Origin of the sequence: Yersinia proxima, assembly GCF_902170785.1 — a bacterium.
GTDB lineage: Bacteria > Pseudomonadota > Gammaproteobacteria > Enterobacterales > Enterobacteriaceae > Yersinia > Yersinia proxima.
The window spans coordinates 516,256-528,598 of the sequence record NZ_CABHYG010000017.1; the positions used below are offsets into that span (position 1 = coordinate 516,256).

Below are 12,343 nucleotides of genomic sequence, written 5' to 3' on the forward strand. Positions count from 1 at the left end.
GCTCTTTCAGTAAATCAGCGGTAAGCAATGAGAAAGTAGGCTATAAAAACTATCTCTAATTGACAGTACAGCACGGCTTAGCCTGTCTATACTAGAGGCTTCAACAGCTCATTTACTAAAAGAGTTTAACATTATCAGGAGAGCATTATGGCTGTAACGAATGTCGCTGAACTTAACGAGCTAGTAGCACGCGTCAAGAAAGCCCAGCGCGAGTATGCCAACTTCACTCAAGAGCAGGTTGATAAAATCTTCCGTGCCGCAGCTCTGGCTGCAGCAGATGCCCGTATTCCTCTGGCTAAATTAGCTGTAGAAGAATCAGGCATGGGTATTGTGGAAGACAAAGTAATCAAAAACCACTTTGCTTCTGAATACATTTACAATGCTTACAAAGATGAAAAGACTTGTGGCATTTTAGAAGAAGATAAAACCTTTGGTACTATCACTATCGCTGAACCTATCGGTTTGATTTGCGGTATCGTGCCAACGACTAACCCAACTTCTACCGCTATCTTTAAGGCATTGATTAGCCTGAAGACCCGTAACGGTATCGTATTCTCTCCACATCCACGTGCAAAAGACGCAACCAATAAAGCCGCAGATATCGTGCTTCAAGCCGCAATCGCTGCAGGTGCGCCAGCCGATATTATTGGTTGGATTGATGCGCCGACAGTTGAGTTGTCTAACCAACTGATGCATCACCCAGACATTAACCTGATTCTGGCGACCGGTGGTCCAGGCATGGTTAAAGCTGCTTACAGTTCTGGTAAGCCAGCTATCGGTGTTGGTGCGGGTAACACGCCAGTTGTTGTTGATGAAACAGCAGACATCAAACGTGTTGTCGCCTCTATTCTGATGTCTAAAACCTTTGATAACGGCGTCATCTGTGCGTCAGAGCAGTCTATCATTGTGGTTGACTCAGTTTATGATGCTGTCCGTGAGCGCTTCGCTTCCCACGGTGGCTACCTGTTACAAGGTAAAGAACTGAAAGCTGTTCAGGATATCATCCTGAAAAACGGTGGCCTGAATGCGGCTATCGTGGGTCAGCCAGCAACTAAAATTGCTGAAATGGCTGGCATCAAAGTTCCTGCTAATACCAAGATTCTTATCGGCGAAGTTAAAGTTGTTGATGAATCAGAGCCATTCGCTCACGAAAAACTGTCTCCTACTTTGGCGATGTATCGTGCGAAGAGCTTCGAAGACGCAGTTGAAAAAGCAGAAAAACTGGTGGAAATGGGCGGTATCGGCCATACATCTTGCCTGTATACAGACCAGGATAACCAGCCTGCGCGCGTTAAGTATTTCGGCGATAAAATGAAAACCGCACGAATCTTAATCAACACTCCTGCCTCTCATGGTGGTATCGGTGACCTGTATAACTTCAAAGTAGCGCCATCACTGACGCTGGGTTGCGGTTCTTGGGGTGGTAACTCCATCTCTGAAAACGTCGGTCCGAAACACTTGATCAACAAGAAAACTGTGGCTAAGCGAGCAGAAAACATGTTGTGGCATAAACTACCGAAATCTATCTACTTCCGCCGTGGCTCTCTGCCTATCGCGTTGGAAGAAGTGGCAACTGACGGTGCAAAACGTGCCTTCATCGTGACTGACCGCTACCTGTTCAACAACGGCTATGCAGATCAAATCACTAGCGTACTGAAATCTCACGGTATCGAAACTGAAGTCTTCTTCGAAGTAGAAGCAGACCCTACCCTGAGCATCGTACGTAAAGGTGCAGAGCAGATGAACTCCTTCAAACCAGACGTGATCATCGCGCTGGGTGGTGGTTCACCGATGGATGCTGCCAAAATCATGTGGGTGATGTACGAACATCCTGAAACTCACTTCGAAGAACTGGCATTGCGCTTTATGGATATCCGTAAACGTATTTACAAGTTCCCGAAAATGGGCGTGAAAGCGAAAATGATCGCCGTCACTACCACATCAGGTACTGGTTCAGAAGTCACACCATTCGCCGTTGTGACCGACGATGCAACGGGTCAGAAATATCCATTGGCTGACTATGCATTGACTCCAGATATGGCAATCGTAGATGCCAACCTGGTTATGAATATGCCTAAGTCTCTGTGTGCCTTCGGTGGTTTGGACGCAGTAACCCATGCTCTGGAAGCCTATGTTTCTGTATTGGCGAACGAATACTCTGACGGTCAGGCTCTGCAAGCGCTGAAACTGCTGAAAGAATTCCTGCCAGCCAGTTATCACGAAGGAGCAAAAAATCCGGTTGCACGTGAACGTGTTCACAACGCCGCGACTATTGCCGGTATCGCTTTTGCTAACGCCTTCTTGGGTGTCTGTCACTCAATGGCCCATAAACTGGGTTCTGAGTTCCACATTCCACACGGCCTGGCAAACGCCATGTTGATTTCTAACGTTATCCGCTATAACGCGAATGACAACCCAACCAAACAGACGGCTTTCAGCCAGTATGACCGTCCACAAGCGCGTCGTCGTTATGCTGAAATTGCAGACCATCTGGGTCTGAGTGCTCCGGGCGACCGTACTGCACAGAAAATCCAGAAACTGCTGGCTTGGTTAGATGAAATCAAAGCTGATTTGGGCATCCCGGCGTCAATTCGTGAAGCTGGCGTTCAAGAAGCAGATTTCCTGGCTAAAGTAGACAAACTGTCTGAAGATGCATTCGATGACCAGTGTACAGGTGCTAACCCACGCTACCCACTGATCTCTGAGCTGAAACAGATCCTGATGGATACTTACTACGGCCGTGAATTTAGCGAAGAGCTTGACCGTGAAGAAGTTGCTGTAGCAGCTCCAGCACCGAAAGCTGAGAAAAAAGCTAAGAAGTAATCTCTATCTTGGCAAATAACCTTGTCCACGGATGAGGTTATTCGCAGAAGATATAACCCCCGACAATCGTTGGGGGTTTCTTTTTACAATTATCCTTCAAGTCAATCACCTCTCCTTACGACTTACCTTTACGTATGGCCTCTCAATGCGTCATAACGGCTATTTATCTCTACCCTTACCTCATTCACACCTCTCATAAGATAGATTCGCTCTGCCCCGTTAGTGATGTTTGTATCGGGATATAAATAAGGAATGAGCTCGACGTCATCTGTACAACGGCTTTGAACAATGCACCGCGGCGGGCACCTAACTTAAGTGTTCAGTCAAAAATATAATCTTTGGAGATGCTTGTTGTGCAAATGAGCGCTATGAATGGGGCTGTAGGGTTCTATTTGGCATTAATCTTATAAAAGGCAAAACTACCCCACGGTATGAATAAAATAGCCAGTGAGGTGTTCTGTTGCTAATTAGGGGTATTTAGGGATATTGCTGAAGGCAAGCCGCTTTAATAGCTTCTTTATAATGGCGACGACAAACTGAAACGTAACTTTCATTCCCACCAATGACCACTTGTTCACCATCGTGCACTGCTCGGCCCTGTGCATCCAAACGCAACACCATGTTTGCTTTGCGTCCACAATGACAAATGGTCTTTAGCTCGACTAATTTGTCAGCCCATGACAACAAGTATTTACTGCCGGGGAATAACTCACCAAGGAAATCAGTACGCAAGCCGTAACACAATACAGGGATATGTAATTCATCTACCACCTGGCACAATTCCTGAACCTGATCTTTGGTTAGAAACTGGCACTCATCCAGTAAAATACAATGAACCGGCTTTTCCTGATGCTCAGTGGCGATAATAGAGAATAATGATGTGCCACTATTGTAAAGCAGGGCTTGTGAAGACAGACCAATACGCGAACTGACCGTTCCGACCCCAAAGCGATTATCAATCTCGGCGGTAAACACCAGTGTACGCATACCCCGCTCTTGGTAGTTATAAGAAGACTGCAATAGCGCAGTAGATTTGCCTGCATTCATTGCTGAATAATAAAAATAAAGTTGAGCCATGGGCCCGTAACTCCAATAGTCTAATAAATGGTCACATTGACAATGTGTACGCAGTTTATCATAAATTCAGGGTTTCGCGGGGAGAGACTACTTTCCGTATATTACTGTTTTCTATATTAAGTAATGATACAGCCGGAACTATCATGTTAAATGCTTCTCTATTATTAGGCGCATTACATGACTCATTTCACAATATTGATACACTCAAAGGATTACTGCTTGAACATTAACCAGGTTAGAGCGATATGAAAGCAATAGTGTTTGATATGCAGGCCGCACGATTGGTTCATTAATGATATGGGTAATGTGTTGTCATGATTAATTCGTAAAATAGTGATAACAAATATTGCCCAATCTGACAAAGCTGGAGAAGCCTCTTTTTTTACGCAATATGTCATCACTGCTATATCAATATCGCGCTTCGCTTGTATGTTCAGTTATTGTGCCTCCCAACATGAGAAGTAACGTATTTTTGCTTTATTGATATAAAGCAAACTTATAACTTAGTGAGAGAATCATGTTAGCGAGTAGGATCATTAGCGAGTAAAACGAAGATTTACGTTAAAAACAGCTCAGATAATAACAAGAGCCTTGTGTTTATTAGTAGCAAGCAGCAACTTTTCGCTAATAAAATACGTAAATTCGAGTATGCTAATCAAATTGGCTATTGCAGAAATTAAAATAGCACTCTATTATTATCCAGACGCCCCCCCACCAATTATAATTTGAGACCAGGACAATGAGCGAAGCGTTAAAGATTCTTAACAACATCCGTACTCTGCGTGCACAAGCACGTGAATGCACTCTTGAAACTTTAGAAGAAATGCTTGAGAAACTCGAAGTGGTCGTTAACGAACGCCGCGAAGAAGACTCTCAGGCACAAGCAGAGATCGAAGAACGCACACGTAAATTACAGCAATACCGTGAAATGCTTATTGCCGACGGTATTGATCCAAATGAACTGTTAAATACCATGGCAGCTGCAAAAGCCGCTACTGGTAAATCAAAACGTGCTGCTCGCCCTGCTAAATATCAGTACACAGACGAAAATGGCGATGTTAAAACCTGGACAGGCCAAGGCCGTACTCCAGCTGTGATCAAGAAAGCCATTGAAGAACAAGGTAAATCACTGGATGATTTCCTGCTGTAATCGTGATAGTTAATTAACTATTGTGATAGAAATACCCTCCTATTATATGGGGGGTATTTTTTTGCTTTCATTTTAAGAGTTAAAAATTGACGACATCCTGATAAATTACCCTATCTCCAAAATTGATAAGCAACAGTCAATCTGAACATATCATTTTCAATAAATAACGTGCTGTTACCACTATCACAGAAAGTCGATAAGAATGCTCTGCTAATTTATAACAATACAATAATCGATATAACAGCCAAATCGACACCATCGTTTTGTGATATAAGGGAAACCCAGTGACAAACCACGGCGACTGAATCCTGCGGGATTAGAGTTGGCTACAAAACAAAAACTAATTTGATTTGTACCCAACACATAAAACCATCTTTATCACTTAATGCGCACGATTAATCGAATCGCCACGACCAATCCCGTAATAAGTAAAACCTCGACTATTTAAGCGTTCCGGATCGTACAAATTACGTCCATCAAAAATAACCGGTTGCTTGAGACGAGACTTGATCATATCAAAATCGGGCGCCCTAAAACTCTGCCACTCAGTACAAATAATCAAAGCATCAGCACCTTGTAATGCTGCCTCCTTTGTACCCATTAATCTTAAGTCATCCCTGGCACCATAAATTCGCTGTGCTTCATCCATCGCCTCAGGATCATATGCTTGAATAGTTACCCCGGCTTTCCACAAAGCCTCCATTAAAATACGGCTTGGAGCCTCTCGCATATCATCTGTATTGGGTTTAAATGCTAATCCCCAGAGAGCCAATGTTTTTCCAGCCAGTTGTGAATCAAAATGATGCTGAATAAATTCGGCCAATTTAAATTTCTGCTCATTATTGACACGTTCGACAGCCTGCAACAGTTGTGGCTGATAACCACAACTTTCAGCTGTACGAATTAACGCCTGAATATCTTTGGGGAAACAAGATCCACCATAGCCACAACCGGAGTAAATAAAATGGTAGCCAATACGCGAATCAGAACCAATGCCTTGCCGCACTTTTTCGATATCTGCACCAAGACGCTCAGCGATATTAGCAACTTCATTCATAAAGCTGATTTTAGTCGCCAACATACCATTTGCCGCATATTTGGTCAGCTCAGCACTGCGGATATCCATAATTAACATCCGGTCGTGATTTCGATTAAATGGTTCGTATAGTTCACTAATTAGATCGATGACGCTGTTATCATTTGTATCAATACCGATCACGATACGTTCAGGTCGTTTACAGTCAGCGACTGCTGCCCCTTCTTTTAGAAACTCAGGGTTTGAGACTACATTGAAAGCTATTTGCTTCTCGCGTTGTTGCAGAATAGTTTGAATCCTTTGCTGCACTTTCTCCGCAGTCCCTACTGGTACGGTTGACTTGTCAATAATGACTTTCGGAGTATCCATATACTTAGCGATTGTACTGGCAACCTCAAGGACATATTGGAGATCTGCAGCTCCATCCTCATCAGGAGGTGTACCAACGGCAATGAATTGGATGACACCATGTTTCACCCCTTCCGCTGCATCCGTAGAAAAACGGAGTCTACCCTCATCATAATTTTCTTTTACCAATGGAGCTAATCCAGGTTCGAAAATAGCGATACGGCCTTTCTGTAGGTCAGCAACTTTGTTTTCATCAATATCTATGCACAGGACATCATGGCCAACTTCAGCCAAGACTGCTGCCTGGACTAGCCCTACATAACCAATGCCAAAAACCGTAACTTTCATTCGATCAGTCCTCGAGTTCATATTCAATAAAGAGCGCGCTACTGACCATTATCAAGAACCAACCTTAATTTAGCCTGAGGCGATACTCTTTATTGCCTGCAAACAATAAAGCAGGTTAAAAATTTCAGAGACAAATAAGTAAGAAAGTATATCAACCGGTCATTCGGACATCTCGGCTGCACACATCGATTGAAACAAATTAGGTTTATTTCGCAGATTCGTTATAGAACCATTTATATTAGGATAGGCATTGCAGATAAAAACTGCGCTAATAGATTAGTTAAATAAATACTTTATTCTGTCATCAACTCACAGTAAGACCTATTCGTCAGTTGAAAGCATTAAGCGTAAGCGGCTACCTCCCCCCCAAACCTGGCACTGCCATGCATCACAACGTTGGCTGATTTGATTTAAATGAGTGGTTTTTAGAGTGCCTAGAGGCACACCATTACTGAGTTGGATCTGATTTTTACCGGCGTTGACATTAGCATGCAAGCCCGCAGAAACCAGAATCAGATTCTGATACTCCACATGATAATAGCCTACAAGCAAAGGAAACTGCCCATCCAAATGAGTACGCCTTAAGAGTTGGTTCAATTGTTCAAGCAAAGATGACATCTGCGGCAAGCGATGTTGTTGATGTGCCAAATGCTCCTGGAGAATCCCGTTGAATAGCACTCTTAACAATAACGCCGCCAAAATGCCATTATCTCCAGCCCGCGTGACATCCAGGCAGTAAAAGGCTAAATCTTTATCTGACAGTGCAGCAATATCCAACACCAGCCCGGGTTTCTCAACCATGGTCAATTGACGATAATTTATGCGGCAGTGTGCAAGAGTCTGCTGAGCGGGTGGTTGTAACTGTTTTAATAACTGAGCGGCGTCATAAGGATTCTTACGCAGCGCCTCCCAATCTTGAATAAGTTCACGTTCCTCAATGGCATGTGAGGTGAACAATGCAGGGTAAAGACAAGCAAGTACGGCTTCACGTAAACGATTTAGATCCCCAATCGGCTTCAGCAAAACATCTTTTACCCCCAGACGTAAGACTTGAGCAATATCTGTCATTTTATCGGTTGCTGATATGACTAAAACTGGAACCTTCACCCCTTGAATCAGTAAGCGCTCGACAAACTCTATCCCACCCATCACAGGCATTGCCAGATCGCAAAGTATTAAGTCAGGAACCTGAATTTTTAGCTGTTCCAAGGCTACCTGCCCATTTTCCGCCTGGTGAATTGTCGCGCCGAGTGACCCTAAGAATCCCGCAATAACTGAGCGAAAAACGGTTTCATCCTCAACAACTAAAATATTTTTACCTGCTAATGGTTTTTCCATGCACTGCTTCTCTTACTAACCTTAATGGTAATAGTGGCTCAAAATGATTGTTTGTGCTTGTCAGAAATTGTTATGTGCTGCTTTACAAACACCAACTTGTGCTATCGGTGCCTTATCAGTTGATATAATTGTTCCTCACACTTCTCCACAGCTAATTGCCCAGCAGCAATAGCTTCATCCGCACGATGAAAATCCAACATGGATATTTGTGGGCAATAAGGTTGAATGAGAACATCTGGAGGATCGCCGGCCATACGATTACGTTTCAACCGATTTTCTAATACTTGAATTGATGTAGACATTATTTCCATGGCACTGGGCGCATTTTTCGTCACGTTGTTAGAGGATAAACTCGCTATTCGAGCCCTTAAGCGCCCACGCCAACTATCCGGTATATCTGTAAACGTGTCCTCAAGAGGCGCTTGAGTAGAAAGAATATCTTGCTGAATAAGATGTGCGTCATGCTGTAAATCAACCGCAATAACCCTATCTGCACCCATTGCTCTGGCCAAAGAGATTGGAACCGGGTTAACTACTGCACCATCAACCAGCCAATATCCCCCGAACCATACGGGTGAAAATAACCCCGGCATACTGCATGATGCCCTAATCGCTTGCTTAATATCGCCCTCAGTAAGCCATAACTCCCGCCCGGTAGTTAAATTTGTCACTACAGATCCGAAAGGTAATACACAATCGGCAATATCCTGTACTTCGATTATTTCGTTTACAGCATTAAAAACCCGTTCCCCACGTAATAATCCACTGCGCCGCCACGAAAAATCCATCAAGCGGATAACATCCCAGTACTTAAATGAACGCACCCAGCGCTCCATGGCATCCAGATGATCACTCGCGTAGGCGGCACCGACTAATGAGCCGACTGAGCATCCGGCAACAACATCAATTTCGACGTCCATTTTTTTCAGCGCATTAATGACGCCAATGTGGGCCCATCCTTTTGCAGCCCCAGCCCCCAGTGCCAGTCCAATTTTACTTTTTCTCATTATGTTTCATCCATATATAATCGGTTTGGCACTGCCTCTCATCTGTATAAATCAAATAAATGTAACGTCACATACCGACAATCAATATAGTTCACATCAATCTGACTGTAACTAAGGAGTAAAACGCCTATTTATTCTTTTACTTTGCAGCATTACAGATGAAACTATAGTGAATATTTTTCCTTCTGGTATTTTGATACAAATACTTTACATTTCCTGACTAAGATATAGGCATCGGATCAAAGGAGGTACTATGAATATTGAAATATGCCAAGCCGACCTATTTATTCCTGAGCTTCTTACATTAATGACTCAATTAGATGCGTATCAATCCGCACTATACCCCGCTGAAAGTAATCAGGCAGAATCGCTCGAGAGTTTGGCTCAAATAGAAACATTCGTTTATGTTGCTAAATGTGAGGAAGATATTGTTTGATGCGCTATTCTGGCACTGCCCAAGACGCCCTACCCTGAAATTAAGCGCGTTTTTGTCAGCCCAGATTATCGAGGCCAAGGGGTTGCTCGACGACGAGTAGCCGCGTCACTCCAACAAGCTAATGCGTTAAATTTAAATGAAATTTATCTTGAAACGGGAGTTTATCAACTTGAAGCGATAAAATTATATCAGCGATTAGGTTTTGAATTAATATCTCAATTTGGCCGCTATGAATATGACCCATTAAGTGTGTATATGATGAAATCACTAGATTCCAGCCACTGAGCAAATGATGAGTAACATGCATAAAGTACATGCATCTAATTTAGGTCATTTGAGTTTTACTATTTTCAAAACAGCTGAAATGCAAAATAGCCGCCCTATGGCAGCTATTTAGAATAAATATTCAGGATTATACAAATCAAAATACTAAATATTGTATAATAACAACAAATTCAGAATCAGATAATTACATATTATGCTGTTATTTTACATTCTGTTTCCGATGTATACAGAACCATCATCCGCAAACTGAATTCCATCCAGAATATTGTGAAGAATCACGGATTAATGGTGAAGTAATTAACCGTTAATAGTGCCAAATGAGACGCTCATTTTTTCGAACATTGCGATAACTTTATTAATCAGTTTCATAGGTAGCTCCAGTAAATATCTTTATTTTTATGTGATACACATCACAGTTATAAAGTTACGCTGAAATGGAACGGCGGTCAAGTATTTTTGTGACGTCCATCACAAATCTTTTAGCTCAAACTTTTCTCTTGCATGGCTATCCACTTTGAACCTCAACACATGATTAGGTAAGATAGCTTTAGTATTCGCAAAAATTCGATTTTCCCAGCCCTGCTTGACGGCTTACAGGCAACGAGTCGTTATCACGGCATAGTAATTATCTGGAGAAATTTTGTCAGAACAGTGTCCTTGCGACAGCACACTTGAATATCAGAGGTGTTGTGAACCTTATATTCTGGGTACAGAAGTTGCGGCCACACCGGCCATATTGATGCGTTCCCGTTATAGTGCCTACGTGAAAAAGAATGTGGATTATCTCATTGCAACCTGGCACCCCGACTGCCACGCCGAAGAATGGCGCGATGGAATTATTCAAAGTTTCGGCAATACCACATGGCTGGGATTAACCGTTATTGCAGAAATGGCAGAAGATCATGAGGCCTTTGTTGAGTTCATTGCCCGCTTTAAAGATACAAACAGTCCTCAGGTTAGCGCGATGCATGAACGTTCCCGCTTCCTTCGTATAAAAGAACACTGGTACTATATTGACGGAATTCGACCATCTGTGGGTAGAAATGATACCTGCCCATGTGGGTCTGGAAAAAAATATAAGAAATGCTGCGGGCGCTAACAGTAAAATCGTTCTCTTACTGACCGTACCATCGAACATTTACATAACATCAAGTCATGATAAGACAGGATTTACCACCTTATGCCACACCAGAATATACAAAAGAAAGTGCTACGCACTATTTGCCCTGATGCCAAAGGCTTGATCGCAAAAATCACCAATATCTGCTACAAGCACCAACTGAATATCGTGCAAAATAATGAATTCGTCGATCATCTGACTGGCCGTTTTTTCATGCGCACAGAGCTTGAGGGTATTTTTAACGATACCACCTTATTGGCTGATCTGGATGATGCCTTGCCTGAAGGGACTAACCGCGAATTACACACTGCCGGACGTCGTCGCATTGTTATTATGGTAACGAAAGAAGCGCATTGCCTTGGCGACTTATTGATGAAAAGCGCGTACGGCGGTCTGGATGTTGAAATCGCGGCTGTCATTGGCAACCACAATGAGCTGCAGAATTTAGTCGAACGCTTTGATATACCGTTCCATCTTATTAGCCATGAAGGTTTAACTCGTGACCAACATGATCAGCGCCTGATTGAACAAATTGAACAATACCAACCAGATTATGTTGTATTGGCAAAATATATGCGCGTATTAACGCCAGCCTTTGTGCAACGTTTCCCATATCAGATTATTAATATCCACCACTCATTCTTGCCAGCATTTATCGGCGCGCGTCCTTATCACCAGGCTTACGAACGTGGGGTGAAAATCATTGGTGCTACAGCGCATTATGTCAATGACAGCCTGGATGAAGGCCCCATCATCATGCAGGATGTGATCCATGTTGATCATTCATATACCGCCGAAGATATGATGCGTGCCGGGCGAGACGTAGAAAAGAATGTGCTGAGCCGTGCGCTGTATCGTGTATTAGCACAGCGCGTTTTTGTTTACGGTAACCGTACTGTTATTCTGTAACCACACAATAAATCGATATTTTTTGCCGATATAACCATCGCCACGGACAAAAAAGCACCGAACAAATTATTTTTTTCATTTCAAGTCTTTACAGGGGCGCTTCATTTGATATGATGCGCCCCGCTTACCAAGACACTGTTGTTAAGCAATATTGTTGAGTAAATAGGCCAGTGGTGGGGTTCCCGAGCGGCCAAAGGGAGCAGACTGTAAATCTGCCGTCATCGACTTCGAAGGTTCGAATCCTTCCCCCACCACCATATCTCTATAATCATCCCAACCTTCTGATAAGCCTTTCAAGCAAAATAAACCTCATTATCAGGAAGGTAAGAACCTTCGACCAAGGTTCGCGCCGAGCGCAGCGAGACAACGACGTGCAGCGGCGGCCCGAAGGGTGAGGAACGAAGTGACGAATAATCCTTCCCCCACCACCATCTCTACTCAGTCGCTCTTCTCCATCATATGTTCA

The 12,343-nt window shown here is 43.2% G+C and carries 10 protein-coding genes, 1 tRNA gene and 1 other RNA gene; 8 read left to right on the forward strand and 4 right to left on the reverse strand.

What is annotated here, in order from left to right; all coding sequences use genetic code 11:
• The first annotated feature begins 147 nt into the window (after positions 1–147).
• Positions 148–2,823 (forward strand): bifunctional acetaldehyde-CoA/alcohol dehydrogenase, encoded by a 2,676-nt coding sequence (gene adhE / locus FTB31_RS18595; protein ID WP_019079517.1) that lies wholly within the window; start codon positions 148–150, stop codon positions 2,821–2,823.
• Between the two features lie 477 nt (positions 2,824–3,300).
• On the opposite strand, the gene FTB31_RS18600 is transcribed toward adhE, so the two are convergent.
• On the reverse strand, positions 3,301–3,900 hold the full coding sequence (locus FTB31_RS18600) for a thymidine kinase (protein WP_050075547.1): 600 nt from the start codon (positions 3,898–3,900) through the stop codon (positions 3,301–3,303).
• Between the two features lie 739 nt (positions 3,901–4,639).
• Here FTB31_RS18600 and hns point away from each other — a divergent pair.
• Positions 4,640–5,050 carry a histone-like nucleoid-structuring protein H-NS gene (gene hns / locus FTB31_RS18605; protein WP_004708400.1) on the forward strand — a complete coding sequence of 137 codons (411 nt, stop codon included), beginning with the start codon at positions 4,640–4,642 and terminating at the stop codon, positions 5,048–5,050.
• 382 nt (positions 5,051–5,432) lie between these two features.
• On the opposite strand, the gene FTB31_RS18610 is transcribed toward hns, so the two are convergent.
• The 3 genes from FTB31_RS18610 to rssA all read right to left on the reverse strand — a co-directional run bounded on the left by FTB31_RS18610 (position 5,433) and on the right by rssA (position 9,127).
• The gene (locus FTB31_RS18610; protein WP_227731686.1) at positions 5,433–6,782 is read right to left on the reverse strand and encodes a UDP-glucose dehydrogenase family protein; all 1,350 of its coding nucleotides are present in this window, start codon (positions 6,780–6,782) and stop codon (positions 5,433–5,435) included.
• A 321-nt stretch (positions 6,783–7,103) separates the two neighbouring features.
• A complete protein-coding gene (gene rssB, locus FTB31_RS18615; protein WP_077174772.1) occupies positions 7,104–8,120 on the reverse strand; it encodes a two-component system response regulator RssB in 1,017 nt (338 codons plus the stop codon).
• A 101-nt stretch (positions 8,121–8,221) separates the two neighbouring features.
• A complete protein-coding gene (gene rssA, locus FTB31_RS18620; protein WP_050075543.1) occupies positions 8,222–9,127 on the reverse strand; it encodes a patatin-like phospholipase RssA in 906 nt (301 codons plus the stop codon).
• A gap of 253 nt (positions 9,128–9,380) precedes the next feature.
• Between rssA and FTB31_RS18625 the strand changes: the two genes are divergently transcribed.
• The 6 genes from FTB31_RS18625 (at position 9,381) to FTB31_RS18650 (ending at position 12,308) form a co-directional block, all read left to right on the forward strand.
• Positions 9,381–9,563: a hypothetical protein gene (locus tag FTB31_RS18625; protein ID WP_227724561.1), complete on the forward strand. Its 183-nt coding sequence runs from the start codon at positions 9,381–9,383 to the stop codon at positions 9,561–9,563.
• 39 nt (positions 9,564–9,602) lie between these two features.
• A complete protein-coding gene (locus FTB31_RS18630; protein WP_230676981.1) occupies positions 9,603–9,848 on the forward strand; it encodes a GNAT family N-acetyltransferase in 246 nt (81 codons plus the stop codon).
• A gap of 640 nt (positions 9,849–10,488) precedes the next feature.
• On the forward strand, positions 10,489–10,947 hold the full coding sequence (locus FTB31_RS18635; protein WP_050075542.1) for a YchJ family protein: 459 nt from the start codon (positions 10,489–10,491) through the stop codon (positions 10,945–10,947).
• An 81-nt stretch (positions 10,948–11,028) separates the two neighbouring features.
• Entirely contained in the window at positions 11,029–11,877 is an 849-nt protein-coding gene (gene purU, locus FTB31_RS18640; protein WP_005166151.1) for a formyltetrahydrofolate deformylase, read from the forward strand.
• Positions 11,878–12,049: 172 nt separating this feature from the next.
• A tRNA-Tyr gene (locus tag FTB31_RS18645) sits at positions 12,050–12,134 on the forward strand.
• A 46-nt stretch (positions 12,135–12,180) separates the two neighbouring features.
• Positions 12,181–12,308, forward strand: a non-coding RNA gene (locus FTB31_RS18650) — RtT sRNA.
• Positions 12,309–12,343 lie beyond the last annotated feature (35 nt).

Bases quoted from the DNA above. Each gene is read 5' to 3' on its own strand.
- adhE (WP_019079517.1), top strand. From the start codon at position 148: ATGGCTGTAACGAATGTCGCTGAACTTAACGAGCTAGTAGCACGCGTC.
- FTB31_RS18600 (WP_050075547.1), bottom strand. From the start codon at position 3,900: ATGGCTCAACTTTATTTTTATTATTCAGCAATGAATGCAGGCAAATCT.
- hns (WP_004708400.1), top strand. From the start codon at position 4,640: ATGAGCGAAGCGTTAAAGATTCTTAACAACATCCGTACTCTGCGTGCA.
- FTB31_RS18610 (WP_227731686.1), bottom strand. From the start codon at position 6,782: ATGAAAGTTACGGTTTTTGGCATTGGTTATGTAGGGCTAGTCCAGGCA.
- rssB (WP_077174772.1), bottom strand. From the start codon at position 8,120: ATGGAAAAACCATTAGCAGGTAAAAATATTTTAGTTGTTGAGGATGAA.
- rssA (WP_050075543.1), bottom strand. From the start codon at position 9,127: ATGAGAAAAAGTAAAATTGGACTGGCACTGGGGGCTGGGGCTGCAAAA.
- FTB31_RS18625 (WP_227724561.1), top strand. From the start codon at position 9,381: ATGAATATTGAAATATGCCAAGCCGACCTATTTATTCCTGAGCTTCTT.
- purU (WP_005166151.1), top strand. From the start codon at position 11,029: ATGCCACACCAGAATATACAAAAGAAAGTGCTACGCACTATTTGCCCT.